Source organism: Kingella pumchi, from assembly GCF_022288825.1.
In the GTDB taxonomy this organism is placed as follows: Bacteria; Pseudomonadota; Gammaproteobacteria; order Burkholderiales; family Neisseriaceae; genus Kingella_D; species Kingella_D pumchi.
The window spans coordinates 62,750-82,325 of sequence record NZ_JAKOOW010000014.1 but is presented as its reverse complement, the minus strand read 5'-3'; the positions used below and the strand labels follow the sequence as shown (position 1 = coordinate 82,325).

General features: G+C 60.8%; 17 protein-coding genes. 3 read left to right on the top strand and 14 right to left on the bottom strand.

The features are described 5' to 3' along the window. Positions 1–192: 192 nt before the first annotated feature. Positions 193–2,868 (bottom strand): S8 family serine peptidase, encoded by a 2,676-nt coding sequence (locus tag MB824_RS03900; RefSeq protein WP_238746155.1) that lies wholly within the window; start codon positions 2,866–2,868, stop codon positions 193–195. 333 nt (positions 2,869–3,201) lie between these two features. On the opposite strand from MB824_RS03900, the gene MB824_RS03895 reads away from it, so the two are divergent. The 3 genes from MB824_RS03895 to MB824_RS03885 all read left to right on the top strand — a co-directional run bounded on the left by MB824_RS03895 (position 3,202) and on the right by MB824_RS03885 (position 7,023). Then, positions 3,202–4,344: an aminotransferase class V-fold PLP-dependent enzyme gene (locus tag MB824_RS03895; RefSeq protein WP_238746153.1), complete on the top strand. Its 1,143-nt coding sequence runs from the start codon at positions 3,202–3,204 to the stop codon at positions 4,342–4,344. Between the two features lie 100 nt (positions 4,345–4,444). Beyond that, positions 4,445–6,244, top strand: a complete 1,800-nt coding sequence (lpdA, locus tag MB824_RS03890) for a dihydrolipoyl dehydrogenase (RefSeq protein ID WP_238746151.1) — start codon at positions 4,445–4,447, stop codon at positions 6,242–6,244. Between the two features lie 95 nt (positions 6,245–6,339). Further along, positions 6,340–7,023, top strand: a complete 684-nt coding sequence (locus MB824_RS03885; protein WP_238746149.1) for an SIR2 family NAD-dependent protein deacylase — start codon at positions 6,340–6,342, stop codon at positions 7,021–7,023. Between the two features lie 46 nt (positions 7,024–7,069). Here MB824_RS03885 and MB824_RS03880 read toward each other — a convergent pair whose 3' ends face one another. The 13 genes from MB824_RS03880 to folD all read right to left on the bottom strand — a co-directional run bounded on the left by MB824_RS03880 (position 7,070) and on the right by folD (position 19,422). Further along, complete coding sequence (locus MB824_RS03880; RefSeq protein ID WP_238746147.1) at positions 7,070–7,999, bottom strand: 3-oxoacyl-[acyl-carrier-protein] synthase III C-terminal domain-containing protein; 930 nt, start codon at positions 7,997–7,999, stop codon at positions 7,070–7,072. Further along, positions 7,996–9,267, bottom strand: a complete 1,272-nt coding sequence (locus tag MB824_RS03875; protein WP_238746145.1) for a F390 synthetase-related protein — start codon at positions 9,265–9,267, stop codon at positions 7,996–7,998. Before MB824_RS03875 ends, MB824_RS03880 begins: the two co-directional genes overlap by 4 nt. Continuing rightward, a complete protein-coding gene (locus MB824_RS03870; RefSeq protein WP_238746143.1) occupies positions 9,264–10,070 on the bottom strand; it encodes an MBL fold metallo-hydrolase in 807 nt (268 codons plus the stop codon). The genes MB824_RS03875 and MB824_RS03870 overlap by 4 nt, the downstream gene beginning before the upstream one ends. After that, complete coding sequence (locus tag MB824_RS03865; RefSeq protein WP_238746141.1) at positions 10,045–11,025, bottom strand: NAD-dependent epimerase/dehydratase family protein; 981 nt, start codon at positions 11,023–11,025, stop codon at positions 10,045–10,047. Before MB824_RS03865 ends, MB824_RS03870 begins: the two co-directional genes overlap by 26 nt. 111 nt (positions 11,026–11,136) lie before the next feature. After that, the gene (locus MB824_RS03860) at positions 11,137–12,207 is read right to left on the bottom strand and encodes a GNAT family N-acetyltransferase (protein ID WP_238746139.1); all 1,071 of its coding nucleotides are present in this window, start codon (positions 12,205–12,207) and stop codon (positions 11,137–11,139) included. Beyond that, the gene (locus MB824_RS03855) at positions 12,204–13,334 is read right to left on the bottom strand and encodes an ATP-grasp domain-containing protein (protein WP_238746137.1); all 1,131 of its coding nucleotides are present in this window, start codon (positions 13,332–13,334) and stop codon (positions 12,204–12,206) included. Before MB824_RS03855 ends, MB824_RS03860 begins: the two co-directional genes overlap by 4 nt. 80 nt (positions 13,335–13,414) lie before the next feature. Further along, positions 13,415–14,680: a UDP-N-acetylglucosamine 1-carboxyvinyltransferase gene (murA, locus tag MB824_RS03850; RefSeq protein ID WP_238746135.1), complete on the bottom strand. Its 1,266-nt coding sequence runs from the start codon at positions 14,678–14,680 to the stop codon at positions 13,415–13,417. Between the two features lie 330 nt (positions 14,681–15,010). Further along, positions 15,011–15,937: a MetQ/NlpA family ABC transporter substrate-binding protein gene (locus MB824_RS03845; RefSeq protein WP_238746133.1), complete on the bottom strand. Its 927-nt coding sequence runs from the start codon at positions 15,935–15,937 to the stop codon at positions 15,011–15,013. A gap of 131 nt (positions 15,938–16,068) precedes the next feature. After that, positions 16,069–16,746, bottom strand: coding sequence for an alpha/beta hydrolase-fold protein (locus tag MB824_RS03840; protein WP_238746132.1), 678 nt, complete (start codon positions 16,744–16,746; stop codon positions 16,069–16,071). A 35-nt stretch (positions 16,747–16,781) separates the two neighbouring features. Then, the gene (locus MB824_RS03835; RefSeq protein WP_238746131.1) at positions 16,782–17,405 is read right to left on the bottom strand and encodes a LysE family transporter; all 624 of its coding nucleotides are present in this window, start codon (positions 17,403–17,405) and stop codon (positions 16,782–16,784) included. Between the two features lie 60 nt (positions 17,406–17,465). Next, positions 17,466–17,945: a hypothetical protein gene (locus MB824_RS03830; RefSeq protein WP_238746130.1), complete on the bottom strand. Its 480-nt coding sequence runs from the start codon at positions 17,943–17,945 to the stop codon at positions 17,466–17,468. 61 nt (positions 17,946–18,006) lie between these two features. Next, entirely contained in the window at positions 18,007–18,504 is a 498-nt protein-coding gene (locus MB824_RS03825) for a hypothetical protein (protein WP_238746128.1), read from the bottom strand. A 66-nt stretch (positions 18,505–18,570) separates the two neighbouring features. After that, entirely contained in the window at positions 18,571–19,422 is an 852-nt protein-coding gene (gene folD / locus MB824_RS03820) for a bifunctional methylenetetrahydrofolate dehydrogenase/methenyltetrahydrofolate cyclohydrolase FolD (RefSeq protein ID WP_238746126.1), read from the bottom strand. Between the last annotated feature and the right edge of the window lie 154 nt (positions 19,423–19,576).

Sequence of the window (19,576 nt, the reverse complement as noted above, 5' to 3'; positions counted from 1 at the left end):
TAAGGGGTTTGGAAATTTCTCAAGTTGTCAAGTACCCCTTAGACGGGGCGGAATATATAAGGCTGCTTTTGGGTTGCGTGGTTTGCTGCCCGCAGGCAGCCTGAAACGGTAAACAGGCAAAGCAAACAGACAAAAAGCAGCCTGAAAGCGCAATATCGGCTTTCAGGCTGCCTGATTGGGGCGGATGCCGTTTTAGAAACGGTATTTCACTTGGGCATTCACCGAGCTGTTGTGCCAGTGCGAAGCGCGGATGTGCTGCAGGGCAAGGCCGAGCTTCCAGTTTTCGCTGACGCTGTAGGCGGCGCCGGCGGCAAGGTTGAAGCGCGTTTTCTTGTCGCTGCTGTCGAGCGCGACGCTGATGCCGGTGTTTTTCACCGTGGTGTGCTCGGCGGTTTTGCGCTGCAGATCGCGGGCAAGGCCGGCTTTGCCGAACACGGTCAGCTGGTCGTTGAACGAATACAGCGCGCTGATGCCGAGTTTGGCGGCGGTGGCTTTGGTGTTCATGCCATCAAGATACTGGGTGGCGGAAACATCGATGTTTTTGGCGTCCGCCTTGGCGTATTGCAGCGAGAACTCGGGTTTCAGCGCCAGCGACGAGAGCATAAAGGTTTTGTTCACGCCCACGCCGAAACTGTAGAGCTTGCCCGCATCTTTGAGCTTGTTCCAGCCCAGCGTGCCATAGATGCCGATGCCGTGCGGCGCGGCATAGCCGTAGCCGAGATCCAGGCCGTAGCCTTCGGTTTTGACGGTTTTCTCAACGCTGCCGAAACGCTCTTCCCAGCGGTTGTCCAGGCGGTTGGCGCCGGCGGCGATAAGGTGGCGGCCGAAGGCGTGTGATGCGCCGACGCCGATGCCGTAGTCGCGGCTTTTGCCGGAAATGCCGTCCATTTTCAGGCGGGAAGCGGAGCCGGTGTAATCCAGCCATACCGCGCCGTTTTGGCCGGCCGCTTCGCCCAGTTTTTCGGCAAACCGCTCGTTCTGCATCATATCGGTGTCGATTTGGTTGTGCTGGCTGTGCAGATGGGTGTCGGTGCCTTGGGCAAACAGGGTTTCGGTCAGCTGGCGGCTTTGGGTGTAGATGCGGGCGGCGGCCAGTTGCCCGTCGTTCAGGCTGCCTTGCTCGGCGGCCTGGTCGAAGGCGGCGAATACCTGCTCCAGTTTGCGGGCATCGCGGCCGGCGCCTTCGTAGGCGGATGCCGGTACCACTTTGCCGACTTCGTTGCGCTTGCTGCTGACGGTGATGGCGCTGCTGTTTTGGTTTACCTGGTTTTCAATCAGGCCGTTGGTTTTGTCGTTTACTTTAAAGCTGCCATTGATGTTTTTGGCGGTGAGCAGGGTTTCGGTTTGGCCGACTTTGGTGGCGTAGCCGCTGTAGGCGCCGGTAATGTTCAGCACGCTGTTGCCGGAAATGTCGGCGTTGCCGCTGACTTTCACCGCCGAGCCGATGGCTTTGTCGAGCGTGCCGCCGTTGAATTTCAGGCTGCCGTCGATGTAAAAATCGTTGGCGGTTTCGGCCGAGAGCGTGCCGCCGTTGACTAAAACGTCGCCGCTGCTGATGCGGGCGTTCTGGTTGGCGCCGACGGTCAGCCGCCCGCCCGCGGTAACGACGTTGCCGGCGCGGTTGTTGCCGGCCAAAACCAGCGAGCCCTGCTGGATTTGGTTGGTGCCGGTGTAGCTGTTGTTGCCGGTTAATACCAGCGATGCGGCGCCGTTTTTCACGATGCCGCCGCTGCCGCTGATGTCGTTGTCGAAATAGTATTCGCGTTTTTTGCCGGCCACATTGAGGATTTCCTGGCCATTGACTTTGCCGTAGCCGCCCAGCGCGCGCGCTTCGTTGAGAATACCGACGCCGTAGGTGCTGTCGTTGCCTTTGGCGCCGGCGTCATCGGTGGTGCTGATCAGCGTTTTTTTCAATTCGGCGCCGCGCATCCAGTCAAAGCGCGAACGGATGCGCGCGGCGGTGGCGGAAACCACGGCGGTGGCGTTGGACGAGCCAATGGTGCCGCCGGTTTTTTTGGTATTGACGTCGGTTACATTGTGGAACTCTTTGGCGGCGATGCAGTGGTCTTTGGTGATGCCGCAGCGGTTTTCAATCACCGAACCGTCCAGATAAACGCCGGTGGCAACCAGCCAATTTTTCTCCAGCTCGCGCGCCAGCGGTGTATTGATGCGGTAGATGGCGGCGTCGATATCGGGATTGGCTTTGCCGTCGTTGCCGGCGGCAGAAACAAACAGCGCGCCTGACTGCTGCGCCATCGCACCGAAAAGGCTAGCAACCGCACTATAGTCGTTGAGCTTGCTGTAATCCTGCTCGCCGGTGGAGAAGGAATGGTTGATAACGGCGACATTGTCGCGCTTGCTCAGAATCGAAGCTTCGATTTTGATGATGTCGGCATCGGTGCTTTGCGAGAAATTCACCCCGCCAACGGCTATTTGGGCGCCTTTGGCACCATGCTGCATCATCACTTCCACCATATTGGTGCCGTGGCTGTTCAGGCCGCCGTTTTTCAAATCGGCCGTCGGTTTGGTGTCGACTTCCTTCACATTGCCTTGGGCATCGGTGGTGGTCATCTTGGCATCGACTTTGGCGCCGGTCTTGCGGGCGATGGTCAGATCGACGCCGCTGTCGGTAAGCAGGATGGTGGTGTCGCGGCCGTCGGCCTGCGCACGATCCTGATCGGACGATTTTTGGTAGTCTTTTTGCTGGCTGAAATTGCCCGGCTGCGGCTGTTTCGGCCGGTTGGGCGTGGGAGTGGCGTTGGTGTCGGGACGGCTGTTGTCGTCCCCGCTGCCGCCGCCTCCGCCGCCGCAGGCGGCCAGCAGGGCGGCGGAAATGGATACGGCAATCAGGTTTTTCTTCAGTTTCATGGTGCTGGCTTTCCTTGCAGGCGGGATGGTTCCGATGTGGCGGCCGGCGGGTCGGGATTGGTGTTTTGTGCTTGGATGCTGCGCGTTTTCAGGCAGCCGGATTCTGCCAGCATACCGCATGCCCGAATGCAAGATTTTTGCCGTTCGGCGGCAACAGGCAGCCTGAAACGGCAAAAAACGCGCATTTATCTTTTTTCAGGCTGCCTGATTGTTGGGGATTATTGTTTTTGTGCCGTTTTCATCGGGCGCGTTTCTTGCCGCTGCTGCCGCTATCGGCCACAATAGGCCGGCAGCTTCGGCTGCCCTCTACAATAACGAAATAAGGAGTCTGTTATGCCTGCCCTGCTCAAACACCCCGATCCCGACGGCCTGCTCGAGTATTCCGTGGTCTATACCGATCGTGCGCTCAACCATATGTCGCAGCAGTTCCAAACCGCTATGCGCGATTTGTCGGCGATGCTGCGCGAAGTGTATGCCGCCGATGCTGCCGCCATTGTGCCCGGCAGCGGCTCCGCCGGCATGGAAGCGGTGGCGCGCCAGCTGGCGCGCGGCAAGCGCTGCCTGATTGTGCGCAACGGCTTTTTCAGTTTCCGCTGGTCGCAGATACTCGAGCGCGGCGGTTTGGCGGCCGACACGCGGGTGCTGAGCGCCCGCCGCATTGCCGAAGGCGCGCAGCAGCCCTTTGCGCCGGCGCCGATTGAAGAAGTGGAAGCCGCAATCGCCGAATTCCGTCCCGACATCGTTTTCGCCCCGCATGTGGAAACCGCTTCGGGCATGATGCTGCCGCCGGACTACATCCGCCGCCTGTCCGCCGCCGCCCATGCGGTTGGCGCGCTCACGGTAATCGACTGCATCGCTTCAGGCTGCATCTGGCTGGATATGCGCGGTTTGGGCATCGACATCCTGCTGAGCGCGCCGCAAAAAGGCTGGAGCGGCACGCCCTGCGCCGGACTGGTGATGCTGTCCGAACGCGCGGTGCAGGCGGTGCAAGACAGCGAGTCCGACAGCTTCGCGCTCGATTTGAAAAAATGGCTCGACATCATGCGCGCCTATGAACAGGGCGGCCACGCCTACCACGCCACCCTGCCCACCGATTCGCTGCTGCGCCTGCGCGACACCATGCTCGAAGCGCGCCGGATCGGTTGGGGCAACCTGAAAACCGCCCAGGAAGATTTGGGACGCGAAGTGCGCGCCCTGCTGGCGGAAAATGGCTTTGCCAGCGCCGCCGCGCCCGGCTTCGAAGCGCCCGGCGTGGTGGTCTGCTACACCGGGCGCGACGACATCCGCAGCGGCCAAGCCTTTGCCGCAGCCGGCGTGCAGATTGCCGCCGGCGTGCCGCTGCAATGCGGCGAAGGCGCCGACTTCCGAACCTTCCGCATCGGTCTGTTCGGTCTCGACAAGCTGGCCGATACCGGCCGCACGGTGCGGCTGCTGCGCCAGGCGCTCGAGCAGATTGCCGCCGGCACAGCCGTGTGAATGCGCCCGGCTTGGGCTATAATGGCAGCGCCCTTTCAGGCAGCCTGGCAGCCTGAAAGGGCGCTGCAACCTTACCGAACCCCCGACAGAAAGGCCGAAAATGAGCTTAATCGAATTGAAAGTCCCCGACATCGGCGGACATGAAAACGTGGACATCATCGCCGTGGAAATCAAAGCCGGCGATACGGTTGCCATCGACGACACCCTGATTACTTTGGAAACCGACAAAGCCACCATGGACGTACCGGCCGAAGCCGCCGGTGTGGTGAAAGAAGTCAAAGTCAAAGTGGGCGACAAAATCTCCGAAGGCGGCCTGATTGCCGTGATCGAAGCCGAAGGCGCTGCCGCCGAAGCACCCAAAGCTGCAGCCGCTCCTGCGCCCGCCGCGCAGCCTGAAGCCCCGAAAGCCGCAACGCCTGCGCCGCAAGCCGCATCGTTCAGCGGCAATGCCGATGCCGAATACGACGTAGTGGTACTGGGCGGCGGCCCGGGCGGCTATTCCGCCGCGTTTGCTGCAGCCGACGAAGGCTTGAAAGTCGCCATCGTCGATCAGTACAAAACCCTCGGCGGCGTGTGCCTGAACGTGGGCTGTATCCCGTCTAAAGCCCTGCTGCACAATGCGGCAGTAATTGACGAAGTGAAGCACCTAGCCGCCAACGGCATCAAATACCCCGCGCCGGAAATCGACATCGACATGCTGCGCGGCTACAAAGAAAAAGTCATCGGCAAACTTACCGGCGGTCTGGCCGGTATGGCCAAAGCCCGTAAAGTCGATCTGATTCAGGGCAAAGGCGAATTTGTCGGCGCGAACCATCTGGAAGTGAAGCTGACCGAAGGTGCGCAATACGACGGAGCGCTCACCGAAACTGGCGCGAAGAAAACCATCGCTTTCAAAAACGCTATCATCGCCGTGGGCAGCCGCGTGGTAAACCTGCCGTTTATCCCGCAAGATCCGCGCATCGTCGATAGCACCGGCGCACTCGAATTGCGCCAAGTGCCGAAAAAAATGCTGATTATCGGCGGCGGCATCATCGGCCTGGAAATGGGCACGGTTTACAGCACGCTGGGCGCACGTTTGGATGTGGTGGAAATGATGGACGGCCTGATGCAGGGCGCAGACCGCGACTTGGTGAAAGTATGGGAAAAAATGAACGCCCACCGCTTCGACAACATCATGACCAACACCAAAACCGTGGCTGTGGAAGCCAAAGCAGACGGCATCTATGTGAGCTTTGAAGGCGAAAAAGCGCCCAAAGAGCCGCAGCGCTACGATTTGGTGCTGGTGGCCGCAGGCCGCGCACCCAACGGCAAACTGTGCGGCGCGGAAAAAGCCGGCGTGGCCGTTACCGAACGCGGCTTTATCGAAGTGGACAAACAAATGCGTACCAACGTGCCGCACATCTACGCCATCGGCGACGTAGTCGGCCAGCCGATGCTGGCGCACAAAGCCGTGCACGAAGGCCACGTTGCCGCCGAAAACTGCGCGGGACACAAAGCCTACTTCGACGCCCGCGTGATTCCCGGCGTGGCCTACACCGACCCCGAAGTGGCCTGGGTGGGCGTAACCGAAGAGATTGCCAAACGCGACGGCATCAAAATCACCAAATCCGTGTTCCCGTGGGCAGCTTCCGGCCGCGCCATCGCCAACGGCCGCGACGAAGGCTTCACCAAGCTGATTTTCGACGCCGAAACCGGCCTGATTATCGGCGGCGCCATCGTCGGCACCCATGCGGGCGACATGATCGGCGAAATCTGCCTGGCCATCGAAATGGGCTGCGACGCCGAAGACATCGGCAAAACCATCCACCCGCACCCCACGCTCGGCGAATCCATCGGCATGAGCGCGGAAGTGGCATTGGGCGTATGCACCGACTTGCCGCCGCAGAAAAAGAAAAAATAAGCGCTTGAGTGCTTAAATGCAGAATAAGGCAGCCTGAAAACCGGTTTCATGGTTTTCAGGCTGCCTTTTAATCCGATTATCCCAAGGGAAAACACATGAAAAAATGCGTGATACTGAGCGGCGCCGGCATCAGCGCCGAGAGCGGGCTGCAGACTTTCCGCGACAGCGACGGCCTGTGGGAAGGGCACCGCATCGAAGACGTCTGCACCCCCTCAGCCTTTGAGCGCAGCCCGCAAACCGTTATCGACTTTTACAACGAGCGCCGCCGCAAAGCCGCGGCCGCCGCGCCCAACGCCGCCCATCTTGCCCTCGCGCGCCTGCAACAGGGCTACGACACCCGCATCGTTACCCAAAACGTGGACGACCTGCACGAGCGCGCCGGCAGCCGCAGCGTACTGCATCTGCACGGCGAGCTGAACAAGCTGCGCAGCAGCGCCGACGAAGACGAAATCATCGGCTGGCAGGGCGACCAGCGGCTGGAAGACTGCGACAGCAAAGGCCGGCCGCTGCGCCCGCATATCGTTTGGTTCGGCGAAGAAGTGCCGCTGATCGGGCAGGCCGCGCAATGGGTGGAAGCGGCCGACACCGTCATCGTGGTCGGCACGTCGCTCAAAGTCTATCCCGCCGCCGGCCTGCTCGCCTACGCCCGCGCCGACGCCGACATCTACCTGATCGACCCCAAGCCCAACCTGAGCAGCCGCCGCGTCGAAATCATCCCCCAAACCGCCTGCGCCGGCGTACCGCCGCTGGTGGAATGGCTGTTGGCAAAGGCAGCCTGAAAAATAAAAGCAGCTTGAAAACCGTTTTGCGGCTTTCAGGCTGCCCTTAAATCTGCAAACACAAAATATTGCATGTCAGCCCGGCGGCGGTGCCGGTGAGCAGGATTTTGTTTCCTGTTTTCAGACGGCCTTCGTCGAGCGCCTGGCACAGGGCGAAGGGAACGGAGGCGGAGACCATATTGCCGTATTGCGCTACGGTGTCGATGTATTGCCCTGTTTTGAAACCCAGCGTTTTCATCATCAATGGTAGGGCTTTGCTGGCCTGATGGGGGATGACGAGGTCGATGTCGGCCGGGCTTAACCGTGTTTGCGTCCAAAATTCGGCGAACAGGGCGGGGATTTTCTGCAGCGAGAGTTTGAGCACGTCGCGCCCTTTCATGTCGAAAAGAAAGTCGGTGGGGTCGCTCTGTGCGTAGCGCTGCGGCGGCAGGGCGGTCAGGCCGCCGCGGATTTCGGTGCTGTGTGCGCCTTGCGACCAGGTTTGCTGCATGGCGCCGATAACGCCTTTTTCGGCATCGGTATGGCGGATAACGACGGCGGCCGCGCCGTCGCCAAACAGCTCGAAACTCTCGCGCTGGGCAGGGTTGAGCGCGCAGGAAGCGAGATCGCCGGCCACAATCAGCACGGTGCGGTAGCGTTTGGCGGCAATCAGGTAGGAAACGGTGTCGAGCGCTGTGATGAAGCCGGTGCAGGTGGAATTGATGTCGAAGGCGGGAATGTCGCTGCCTTGGGCGATTTGTTCGTGAACTAAGGCGGCGGTGCAGGGAATGGGCTGTACGCCGACGGCTGCGGCGGCAACGATGCAGTCCAAATCGGCGGTGGCGATGCCGGCTTTGGCCAGCGCTTTGCGGGCGGCGGCGCACATCATGCCGAGCTGGGTTTCGCCCTCTGCGGCGCGGTAGCGGGTTTGGCCGCCTGTCTGTACGCGCTGCGACGGCAGGCTGCTGCCCCAGCCGATGATTTCCAGTTTATTCATGTTTTTCTCTCGATGCGTTTGAGTTTGCGGTATTCAGGCTGCGAGTAGGGGACAAAGCGGTAGCGCACGCCGTCGATGCCGTATTGCGCCATCAGGTTTTCAAACTGGCGGACGATGGCGTTTTGCTGCTGCCTGCTGCCGTCTGAAAGGGCGATTTCGACGGTATGGCTGTCGGTTTGGCAGACGCGGTATTCGCGGATGCCGTCGATAAACAGGATGCAGCGGCGGATAAAGTCGGGATAGATTTCGACGGCTTTGCCCGCGCGGTCGGTGAAAACAAAAATATCGTCGGTGCGGCCTTCGATTTTTTCCAGCGCCAGATGGGGCGAGCCGCATGGGCAGGGCGTGCGGCGGATGTGCAGGATGTCGTTGAGCCGGTAGCGTACAAAGGCCTGCGAGCGGCGCTTGAGATCGGTGATAACGGGAATAAAGCGGGTGTCGTCCAGCCATTGCGGTTCGACCATCACGATGTCTTCGTTCAGGTGCAGGGTGCCGCAGCGGCAGGTGGCGGCGAGAAAGCCTTCGGTGGCCTGGTAAATCTGGCCGGTAAACGGCAGCCTGAAAGCGGCGGCGATGTAGTCGGCATCGCGCGTTTCCAAAACTTCGGCCACCGAGATGACCTGCTGCGGGGCAATGTTCAGACGGCCCTGGTTTTGGTATTGCGCCAGACGCGCGAGCACCGAAGCGGGAGCGACGAGTATGGTCGGCCGGGCGTTTTGCAGGGCGGACAGATGCGCTTCAAGCGGTGTCTGCATGTCGAAAAAACGGAAAGACAGCAGGGGCGAGTCGAGCGTTTGGTACAGATTGTTGTCGGCGCGTAAAAAGAAAGCGATGCGCTGGCCGAACAGCCGGCGCGGCGGCAGCATTTTCGCCAGCACCGCCGCCGCCCACATCGCCTGCTCTTCGGGCGTGGTGAGAAACAGGCCGCGGTGGCCGGAAGTGCCGGAAGACAGGCCGACGGACACGCGGCCGACCGTCGGCGAGAAATCGCGGCTGCGCTCGGCTTCCAGGGCAACGGCCAGCGCCTGCTCTTTGCCGATGCCGACGGTGTTGAGCGCGTCGAAGTTTTCCATCATCAGCGCCTTGTCCATTTGGAAGGCGGCAAAGTCGATGCCGTCGCGAAAATAGGGCGCATGCTGTCTGAAAAATGCCAGCTGCCCTGCAAGTGTGCGCTGCTGCCAGGCGAGCAACGCGGCGCGGGTTTTGCGTGGAAACCAGCGGGTGCGGATAAAGGTGGCTAGAAACAGCCACAGCCGGTTGATGCTCATAAGATGCCGCCGATGTATTCGGGTTTGTCGTGGCTCACCAGCACGCGGATGCCGTTTTGCTGCAGGGTTTGCAGCAGCGCACTGCTGCGGCGGTAGGCGGCGAAATCGTCTTGAATCAGGCGCGGCAGGCGGCGCATTTGTTCGGTAAAGGCGAGTACGTCCTGCCCCCAACAGACGTCGGCGGCAATAAAGAGATTGCGCTCGGGAATATACAGGCAGCCCTGCCCTTTGGCGTGGCCGTCGAGCGCGGCCAGAAACAGCGAACCGTCGCCGAACAAATCGGCGGTTTCGGCATAGGGAAAGGCCGTCTGAATACCGTTTATCGGCACGATTTGCGCGCGCTGCTCGAAATCGTCGGGCAGAAATTCGGGAAAAATCAGCGAGCGGAAACGGTTTTCGCGGTAGGTGTCCCAGCAGCCTTGCGTGAGCAGCAAGTGGGCATGGGGAAAGGATTTGAGACCGCCGATGTGGTCGGGATGCAGGTGGGAAACGATGACGGTGCCGATGCTCTCGGGCGCGATACCGGCGGCTTCAAGCCGGGCGGCAATGGTGTCTTCGGCGCGGACATAAGTGGGGTTGATGGCGCGGTAAATCAGGTATTTCCAATAAAAGCGGTTGAGCGCAGTGCCGTAGCCGGTGTCGTACAGGATATGGCCGTGAACGCGGTGTTTGATTAAAAACACGCCTGCCTGGAACACGCGTTTTTGCTTGGGGTGGTGGCGGAAAATGCGTTGTAAGTGGTTGACGCAGTGGCCGCAGGCGAAATAGCGGACGGATTCAATCAAGGGGGCAGTGGCGGACATAGTGTTCGATTCCTTGTGCGATGCTGATGCGCGTCTTGTAGCCCAGCTCGCGGCGTGCTTTATTGATGTTTAGGGTTTGGCCGTAGGTGAGCAGGCAGGCGGTGTAGCGGGTAAGCGGCGGCTCTTTGCCGATATTAAGCAGCCTGAACGCGCTTTCAAGCACATTGGCCGCCAGCCACAGGCCGCGCCGCGATACGGCACGGGTGCGCATATTTTGGCCGGCAGCCTGAAAAAACTGCGCCAGCAAATCGGCAAAAGGCTGCGGCTCGCCGTTGGTAATGTTGTAGGTTTGGCCGGCGGCCGCTTCGCTTTCCAGCGCCAGCCGCAGCGCGTAGGCGGCGTTTTCCACGCAGGTCAGGTCGGTCAGGTGGCGGCCGCCGTTGACCAGCGGAATGCCGGTGCTGCGGTTGCGTGCCAGCAGGCGCGGAATGATGCTGGTGTCGCCGACGCCGAACAGCCCGCGCGGGCGGATAATCACGCTCGGTACGCCGCCCGAGCGTACTGAGCGCTCAGCCAGGATTTTGCTGCGGATGTAGTGGTTGAGCCGGTTGTCGGCCGGCGCGTCTTCTTCGCGGATATCGAGCTGCTCGCGCGGCGCGGCGTAAATGCTGGGCGAGGAAACAAACACCAGCCGCCGGATGCCGTGTTTGAGGCAGCCTGAAAGTACGTTTTGCGTGCCCAGCACATTGGCGCGGTAAAAATCGTCCCAGCGTCCCCACACGCTCGACAACGCGCCCGAGTGGATGCAGTAATCCGCGCCCGCCAGTGCGTCGGAAACGGCATCGGCATCGGACAAATCGCCCAGATGCACTTTGATGCCGCATTCGAGCTCCAGTTGCGCCGCCTTGGCCGCATCGCGCCCGAAACCGTGCACCGTATAGCCCGCCGCCAGCAGCTCGCGCACGGCATAGCCGCCGAGAAAACCGGTTGCGCCGGTGATAAGAACTGTTGCCATGGATTTTCTTTCGACTGTGGTTGCCTGCAGGCAGCCTGAAACGGGGTTTCAGGCTGCCTTTTGCTTTCAGGCTGCTTTTGGGCGCTTGGCAATGCCCGTTATTCCCGGGCCTTAAAGCCCGTTTTTCTCCAATAGCCGCCGGTACGGCCCGTTACTCAGTTTTTCCAGCAGCCGCCATACCGCACGCCGCTGCAGCGGCAGATGGCGGACGTATACCGCCGTGTATTCCAATTCGGGCACGGCGCCGCGCGATTTTTTGAAACCGGCTGCACCGCCGCTCCAGTGCTGGCTCAGGTTGCGCTCGGCACAGTAGCGCACGATAAACGCCGACAGCCGCCGGTATAGCGCTTCATTCTGCGGCAGGCTCAAATCGTAACCCAGCACGGGGGTGGTCAGCCTGCCTTCTTCGCAGATCATGCCCGCGCAGCCTGCCGCCGCGCCGTTGGCCGTGCACTCCATCAGATACAGCGCCAGCAGGTCCCGCGCTACGGTTTCGCGCAGCCACAAATGGGTAAACCGAACATTTCCTATCGAGTATTTTCCCAGATACAGCCCGTTGTAAAAATCCAAGGCAGCCTGAAAATCGGCGTCGGCGCTGGCGGCACTCAGGCGGCGGAAGCGGTAGCGGCCATCGTCCAGTAATTTTGCGTCGCGTTTGCTGTCGCTGCGGCAGGTGATTTGTTTGATGGTGTCGGTAAGGTAAATTTGCCGCGTAAGCAGAAACCGCCAACCGTCCTGTTGCAGCGCGTCCATCAAATCCCGGTGGTGCGCTGCATTGAGTGAGCGGATGATAACTGCCGTGTGCGGATAGGCGGCTTGAGCGGCCGCACGCAGGGCGGCAGGCGGGCGGTTAAGGAAATCGTGGCTGTAAAGATTGGTGGAAAGGCCGAAATTCTGCACCGCTACGGTACGGTCGATTTGCCCTAGGCGCAACAGCCGTGCCAACACCGTAATCAGCCCTCCCGTTGCGGCAGCCTGAAAGTGCGGCAGCTTTACCAGTTCGTCCCGCCCCGCCTGCACTAACGCAGCATAGAGAGACACCGTCCACGCCTGATCGCCCGTGCCTTTGCTGTATGAAAGCAGCAGGCCGTCTGCCATCCGCTTTTCGCTGTGGTCGTTGGCAATCAAACCGGTGGCGGGGAACTCGGTAAGCAGGCGGCACAGTCCGTCGTTCAGATTCATGGCGTATCACCGTTCCATTCGATGTCGGCGGTAGATGCGTCGGTAAAGGCAATGCCCTGCCGCCACGCCTGCCATGCGGTTTCGCTGGCGGCAAGCAGCAAGCCGCGGGCAGGGATACCGGCCAATACGTCGCGCGCCGCCGCGTAGTCGGCACGCACTTGGCGCAGGGTTTTCTTACCGCGCACCTGCCGCGCAAACAGCGGCCACAGTTTTTTGGACACCGTGGCTGCCGTGCCGACGCGGCTTTCGTCAAAATGCCAACGGTCGTCGGCAAAGGACAGCGCACCGGCAAGCAGATGGATGCCGCTGGTGGCACGCGGATTGCATTCGATAACGTAAATCTCGCGGCCGTCGTCGATAAAATCAAAGGCCACTTGGCCGTGATAAGCGTTTTGCGCGGCAAAGCGTGCAACAAAATCCAGAATGCGCGGCTCGGCAACACGGCGGAAATAAGTGGAAGCCGAGCCGTTGAGCGGATACATCGGATCGTACACCACCTGCGCCGCCACCTGCCCGTGTCCGCACACTGCATAGCTGCACAGCGGTCGGCCGAAAATGCGCTGCTGCTGCACCCACGGCCGCGCCGGCGAAACCGGCAGCGCCGCAATTTCAGACGGCACGGGCGCGATTTTCACCTGTCGCCCGAAGCGGCTGTACACCGGCTTGAACACCGAATCGGCCAAACGCGAAAAATCAATCTCTGCCGCCGATTCCAGCAGCCGCGTTTCGGGAAAACACACCCCTGCGCCGCGCGGCAGATAATCAAAAAACCGCGCCTTGTGGTGCAGCCCCAGCAGCAGATCGCGCAGCGGCATAAACAGTTTTTCCCGCTGCGCTTCGGGCAACGGCACATGCGCCAGATGGAAAATGTCTTCGCAGGTCGGCACCACCAGGTCGGCCTGCGCCACCAAATCCGCCATCGCCGCCGCATAAGCGGCAAAATCGGTGCGCGGCGCGGGAATGCGGCAATAACGCAACCGCGCACCGCGCCGCGCGGCAAAGGCCGCCAGCGGAAAGCGCAGGCTGTCGCACAGCACAATCTGGCCGGCGTTTTTCAGGCTGCCTGAAAAAACGGCAATCCAGTCCAAAACCGCAGGCGCGCGCGGGCAGGTGATCAGGATGTTCATGGGAAGATGTGAATGTTCGGGCAGCCTGAAAACCGCTTTACGGGCTTTCAGGCTGCTTGTGGCGGCGCAGCGGCGGCCGTTTACGCGCTGACGCGCTCGATATTGGCGCCGACGCCGCGCAGCTTGGTTTCGATATGCTCGTAGCCGCGGTCGAGATGGTAGATGCGGTCAACAATGGTTTCGCCGTCGGCCACCAGTCCGGCGATGACCAGGCTGGCGGAGGCGCGCAGGTCGGTGGCCATTACTGATGCGCCGGAGAGTTTGGCGACGCCGCGCACGATGGCGGTGTTGCCTTCGGCTTCGATGTCGGCGCCCATGCGGTTGAGTTCGGGCACGTGCATAAAGCGGTTTTCAAAGATGTTTTCGGTTACGGTGGCGCTGCCTTCGGCGACGGCGTTCATCGCCATAAACTGCGCCTGCATGTCGGTGGGAAAGCCCGGGTGCGGCGCGGTTTTGATGACGACGGCTTTGGGACGGCCGGGCATGTCGATGCCGATCCAGTCGTCGCCGGTGCTGATTTGGGCGCCGGCTTCGCGCAGTTTGTCGAGCACCGCGCCCATGGTGTGCGGCGCGGCATGGTTCAGGCGGACTTTGCCGCCGGCCATCGCCACCGCGCACAGGAAGGTGCCGGCTTCGATGCGGTCGGGGACGACGCTGTGTTCGGCGCCGTGCAGCTCTTTGACGCCTTCGACGGTCATGACCGGCGTGCCGATGCCGCTGATTTTCGCGCCCATTTTGACCAGGCATTCGGCCAGATCGACCACTTCGGGCTCGACGGCGCAGTTTTCCAGCACGGTGGTGCCTTCGGCCAGCGTGGCGGCCATCAGCAGGTTTTCGGTGCCGCCGACGGTAACCATGTCCATCAGCACGCGCGCGCCTTTGAGCTTGCCGCGCGCTTTGACATAGCCGTGTTCGATAACAATTTCGGCGCCCATGGCTTCGAGCCCTTTCAGGTGCTGGTCAACCGGACGCGAGCCGATGGCGCAGCCGCCGGGCAGGCTGACCTGGGCTTCGCCGAAGCGGGCGAGGGTGGGGCCGAGCACCAGGATCGAGGCGCGCATGGTGCGCACCAGATCATAGGGGGCGCAGGTGTTGGAAACGGTGCCGCCGTTGATTTCAAATTCATGGATGTTGTCGGTGAGCACGCGGGCGCCCATGCCTTGCAGCAGTTTTTGGGTGGTTTTGACGTCGGCCAGCATCGGCACGTTTTTCAGGCGCAGGGTGCCAGCGGTCAAAAGCCCGGCGCACATCAGCGGCAGGGCGGCGTTTTTGGCGCCGGAGATGGTGATTTCGCCATTGAGCGGGCCGTTGCCCGTGATTTTGAGTTTGCTGGCCACAGTAGTCATACCTTTCGTGTTTTGTGTGTTTCAGGCAGCCTGAAAACAGTAAATGCCGTCGGTTATAAGGGGTGTTAAAGGGGTTTGGATTGTGCAAAGGCTTCAGGCTGCCTGAATGCCGTACGGGAAAGCGGCGGATTATAGCGGAAAACGGCCAAGGCAGCCTGAATCGGCTTTCAGGCTGCCTTATGCCTTGGATGCGGCGCGACGGCGGCCGGATCAAATGTCTTTGCATGCGCCGTTTTCGCACTTTAACGCCACACAGCAGCGCGAACCAAAAGCAGCCTGAAAACCGCCAATCGGGTTTTCAGGCTGCTTGGATTTGCCGTTCGGGCGGCTTTATTTGGCTGCGGATGCGGCGGCGGACGCTTCGGCTTTGGCGCCGGCGGCCGCGCCTTCGCCCCAGGATGCCGGATATTTGTAGCCGGCAAAGCGTTTGTGCGCGTAGGCTTTGAATTCGTCGGAATTGTAGGCGGCTTCAACGTCTTTAACCCATTTGGCGTCTTTATCGGCGCTGCGCACGGCCGACCAGTTCACATAGGCGAAGCTCGGTTCTTGGAACAGCGCTTCGGTGAGCTTCATGCCGCTGCTTATGGCATAGTTGCCGTTGACGATGGCGAAATCGACGTCTTGGCGGCTGCGCGGCAGGTTGGCCGCTTCCATTTCGACAAACTCGATGTTTTTGGTGTTTTCGGCGATGTCGGCGCGCGAGGCTTTAAGCGGATCGACGCCGTCTTTGAGCTTGATCCAGCCCAGTTCGTTCATCATCACCAGCGCGCGGGCAAGGTTGGAGGGGTCGTTGGGAATGGAAACGGTGCTGCCGTTTTTCACGTCTTCCAGCTTCGAGAGTTTGCCCGGGTAGATGCCCAGCGGCGCGGTCGGCACTTGGAATACTTCGACCAAATCCAGCTTGTGCTCGGCTTTGAAAGCGTCGAGATAGGGTTTGTGCTGGAAGATGTTGATGTCGATGGCGTTCTGATCCAGCGCCTGATTGGGGGTAACGTAGTCGGGAAACTCGGTCAGGGTTACGGTGTAGCCCTGTTTTTCCAGCGCGGGCTGGATCTGCTCTTTAACCATGTCGGCAAAGTCGCCGGGGGTGGAACCGAAGCGGATTTCGGTTTTCTCGGCGCCGGCGCTGCTGCCGGAAGCGGGGGCGGCACCGGCACCGGCACCGGATGCGGCGGCATTGTCCGCGCCCTGGTTGCCGCAGGCGGCCAGAGTCAGGCCGAAAGCGGCGGCCAAAGTGTATTTCAATAGTGTGTTCATCAATGTTCTCCTAATGGTTTCGGGGTGCCGCCAAAAGCGGCGAAACAGGCCGGCCGGCGTTTCAGGCTGCCTGAAAGCGGTGATTATACCGAATCGGCGGTAGATGCGGTTTGGCCGGCGCAAACGGGCTTTCAGGCTGCCTGCGCCAGCCGGGCGATTGCGGCGGCAATGCGCTCGGGCACCTGGTGGAAATGGCCGCCGCTGTTGCTTGCAAACGTGCTGCGGATGCCGCGCTCGCGCCACAGCGCTTCGGTGGCGCGCATATTGTCTTCCACCGCCGCCATGCGCGGGTTTTTGCTGTTTTTCTCTTCGTCGCCCAGCGAGAAATAGGCGTATTGCGGCGAGCTGGGCATGGCGTGGGCGGCAAACTCAAGCCAGCCGTCGTACCACATCGAGCCGGACACGCAGGCGGTGCGGCTAAAGGGCTGGCCGCTTTGATAGGCGCTCCAGGCGGCAAACAACCCGGCCAGCGAGTAGCCGGCAATGCCGCGCCATTCGGGCTGCAGATTCAGGCTGCTTTCGATTGCGGGCAGCATGGCGCACAGGCGGGCGAAATAAGTGCCGGCACCGCCACCAAAATCGGCGCCTTTTTTAAACACTTTCGGCGCCGGCCACGGCGTGAACGACTGCTCCCAGTCTGCTTCGTCGATGGTCAGCAGCACCAAATCTTGCTCCAACAGCGCTGCCAGCGCGTCGGCTTCGTGCGGCTGCAGAAAGGTCAGCACCAGCGGCGCATTGGCAGACGGGTTTTCCCCAGCGTACACGCGGATGCTTTGCTGGTTTAGGGTAAGGGTTTGACTAAGTTTCATCGGTAGGTTTCCGTTTAGGCAGCCTGAAAGGCGGTTTAGCTCATCATCACTTTGATGCCCAAGAGCGCCATCACCGAGCCGAGCAAGCGGTCGAGCCAGTGGCCGGCCTGGCGGAAACGGCGGTTTACGCGCGGCACGGACAGAAGCAGCGCCACCGCGGCAAACCATACCAACTGCAGCACAATCATCCATACGCCGTAAACCGCCAGCTGCCACAGCGGCATCGCTGGCGACAGTACCACGGTAAAGACCGACACCAGATAAACCGGCGCTTTGGGATTGAGCAGGTTGCACAGAAAACCTTTCCACAAGCCCGCCGCGACCGACTGCGCAGGCAGCGTTCGGGCGTGCAGTTCTACCGTTTTGCCTTGGGCTTTGGCGCGCAGCCCTTTAATGCCGAGATACAGCAGATAGGCGCCGCCACTAATTTTTATGGCACTCAGCAGCCAGGCCGCCGAGGCGATTACCGCCGCCAGCCCCAGCACCGAGTATGCGATGTGCACGCCCAAGCCGAGCGCGATACCGAGCGAGCACACCAGCCCCGCCCGCCGCCCGCGCGAGAGCGTCTGCTGCGAAACAAATACAAAATCGGGGCCGGGCGAAGCCGCCGCCAGCAGATGAATGCCGGTGATTACCCAAAATCCGTGCCAAAAGTCCATGCGGTTTCCTATATCGGGACAAAACAAGCAGCCTGAAAAGTTTTCAGGCTGCTTGTGCGCTTATTCAACGATTACTTCGGGGAAGATGGAGGCAATCAAAAAGGCGACTACAACAGCATAGGCCAGATAGACCGCCACGCCCAGCACCGCTAGTGCCAATGGTTTAAGCCAGGATTTGCGCGGATAGTCGCCACCGTATTGCTGTTTGACTGCTTCCACCTGCTTGCGGCCGATTGCGAAATACCAGCCCAGCAGCAAAATCAGGCCGAATGTATTGTTCTTGGGGTTAAAAAACAGTGTCACCAGCGGAAGCAGCAGAAAAATAACTAATAAGACAATCAGCGCCCATTTGCTTTGGCGTATCTGATCTTTATCGCCCATCGCACGGGCATTGAGCATATGCAGTGTGGCACCGAAAACGGGCAAAAACAGCAGCGACCACAAGGCGGCGGCATTGGGATTCCACAGCGCAGGCGCATCGGAGTCGTTCAAAGCGGCATCGTTGCTTTGTGGGGCGCGGTAACGTTCGTCAAGACTCATAATTTATCCTTATTTGGGTGTTTGTTTGAGTGGAGGGGAAAAGTTTTCAGGCTGCCTGAAGCTAAATCCGGCGTATCAGCCAGCGGCTGAATGCGCCGGCGCGAAACAGCAGCAAAGCGCCGGCCAGCAGTTCGAACACGTTGATCAGCAGGGCGGCTTTGCCGTCGGTATCGAGCGTCTGCCAAACGGAAACGCCGGCATCCAGGCTGCGGATGTAGCTGATCCGCGTTGCCAGATACAGCGCGTCGCTTAGGGCGCCGATCAGCGTAAACAGGCCGATAAGGGCAATGCCGGTAGTCAGCCACGGCGCGGGATGTTTGGGCGGCTCCTGCGGCGCGGCTTCGGCGGCGGGCAGCAGCAGTTTGGCCAGCGGCAGGGAAAACAGCCACAAAACCACGCAGCAGGCGGCATTGGCGGCCTGCATCCAGTAAGTCATTTCCAAATCGGCGCCGATTTCGCGGTTGCCCGCATAAATGGCAACGGCGGCGGACAAGGTTCTGAGCAGTATCAGCAGGGCGGCGGTACGCAGGGCGGCAGCGGTTATCTGGCGGGGGTGCATGGCGGGTTTCGCAAAATAAAGGGAAAAGGGTTTCAGGCTGCCTTGTGGCCAAGGCAGCCTGAAAAATCATCCGCGCTGTTCGGCGGCTTCGAGCGTGTTTTCCAGCAGGCTGGCGATGGTCATCGGACCGACGCCGCCGGGCACGGGGGTAATGTAGCCGGCGCGCTCTTTGGCGCTGTCAAATTCGACGTCGCCGCACAGGCTGCCGTCGGGCAGGCGGTTGATGCCGACATCGACCACCACTGCGCCGGGTTTGATCCATTCGCCTTTCACCAGCCCGGGTTTGCCCACGGCAACGACAACGATATCGGCGGCGGCCACTTCGTCGGCAAGATTCAGGGTGAAGCGGTGGCAGATGGTGGGGGTGGCGCCGGCCAGCATCATTTCCAGCATCAGCGGCCGGCCGACGATATTGGACGCGCCAACGATGGTCACTTTCTTGCCTTTGGGGCTGATGCCGTAGGCGGCCAGCAGCGTCATCACGCCTTTGGGGGTGCACGGGCGCATCAGCGGCATGCGCACGGCAAGGCGGCCGACGTTGTAGGGATGAAAGCCGTCTACGTCTTTGTCGGGGCGGATGCGTTCGAGCACTTTCTGGCTGTCGATCTGCGACGGCAGCGGCAGTTGCACCAAAATGCCGTCTACTGCGGGATTGGCGTTCAATTCATCAACCAGCGTGAGCAGTTCGGCTTCGGCGGTGTCGGCGGCCAGATGGTAGGAAAAGGATTGGAAACCGGCTTTTTCGCAGGCGGTGTTTTTGTTGCGCACATAAACGGCGCTGGCGGGATCGTCGCCCACCAGCACCACGGCCAGCCCGGGCGGACGCAGGCCGGCGGCGGCACGCTCGGCAGTTTTGGCGCGGACGGTTTCGAGACATTGGGCGGCAGTTTTTTTGCCGTCGATCAGAATGGCGGTCATGGCAGTCTTTCAGGTGGCTTAAGGCGGCGGCATTATAGCGGAAAAGGCAGCCTGAAAGACGTTTCAGGCTGCCTGCGGGGCAGCTGCTTCTGCGAATGGCAAAACGGCTGCCGTGCTTGAATAAAAAGCCCGCTGAAGCATGGCGGGCGGATAT

What these genes read in the sequence shown, in the direction of transcription:
- MB824_RS03860 (WP_238746139.1), bottom strand. Translation starts at nt 12,207, where the DNA reads ATGAATCTGAACGACGGACTGTGCCGCCTGCTTACCGAGTTCCCCGCC.
- MB824_RS03885 (WP_238746149.1), top strand. Translation starts at nt 6,340, where the DNA reads ATGAAAAAATGCGTGATACTGAGCGGCGCCGGCATCAGCGCCGAGAGC.
- MB824_RS03855 (WP_238746137.1), bottom strand. Translation starts at nt 13,334, where the DNA reads ATGAACATCCTGATCACCTGCCCGCGCGCGCCTGCGGTTTTGGACTGG.
- MB824_RS03845 (WP_238746133.1), bottom strand. Translation starts at nt 15,937, where the DNA reads ATGAACACACTATTGAAATACACTTTGGCCGCCGCTTTCGGCCTGACT.
- lpdA (WP_238746151.1), top strand. Translation starts at nt 4,445, where the DNA reads ATGAGCTTAATCGAATTGAAAGTCCCCGACATCGGCGGACATGAAAAC.
- MB824_RS03875 (WP_238746145.1), bottom strand. Translation starts at nt 9,267, where the DNA reads ATGAGCATCAACCGGCTGTGGCTGTTTCTAGCCACCTTTATCCGCACC.
- MB824_RS03835 (WP_238746131.1), bottom strand. Translation starts at nt 17,405, where the DNA reads ATGGACTTTTGGCACGGATTTTGGGTAATCACCGGCATTCATCTGCTG.
- MB824_RS03865 (WP_238746141.1), bottom strand. Translation starts at nt 11,025, where the DNA reads ATGGCAACAGTTCTTATCACCGGCGCAACCGGTTTTCTCGGCGGCTAT.
- MB824_RS03895 (WP_238746153.1), top strand. Translation starts at nt 3,202, where the DNA reads ATGCCTGCCCTGCTCAAACACCCCGATCCCGACGGCCTGCTCGAGTAT.
- MB824_RS03830 (WP_238746130.1), bottom strand. Translation starts at nt 17,945, where the DNA reads ATGAGTCTTGACGAACGTTACCGCGCCCCACAAAGCAACGATGCCGCT.
- murA (WP_238746135.1), bottom strand. Translation starts at nt 14,680, where the DNA reads ATGACTACTGTGGCCAGCAAACTCAAAATCACGGGCAACGGCCCGCTC.
- folD (WP_238746126.1), bottom strand. Translation starts at nt 19,422, where the DNA reads ATGACCGCCATTCTGATCGACGGCAAAAAAACTGCCGCCCAATGTCTC.
- MB824_RS03870 (WP_238746143.1), bottom strand. Translation starts at nt 10,070, where the DNA reads ATGTCCGCCACTGCCCCCTTGATTGAATCCGTCCGCTATTTCGCCTGC.
- MB824_RS03840 (WP_238746132.1), bottom strand. Translation starts at nt 16,746, where the DNA reads ATGAAACTTAGTCAAACCCTTACCCTAAACCAGCAAAGCATCCGCGTG.
- MB824_RS03880 (WP_238746147.1), bottom strand. Translation starts at nt 7,999, where the DNA reads ATGAATAAACTGGAAATCATCGGCTGGGGCAGCAGCCTGCCGTCGCAG.
- MB824_RS03900 (WP_238746155.1), bottom strand. Translation starts at nt 2,868, where the DNA reads ATGAAACTGAAGAAAAACCTGATTGCCGTATCCATTTCCGCCGCCCTG.
- MB824_RS03825 (WP_238746128.1), bottom strand. Translation starts at nt 18,504, where the DNA reads ATGCACCCCCGCCAGATAACCGCTGCCGCCCTGCGTACCGCCGCCCTG.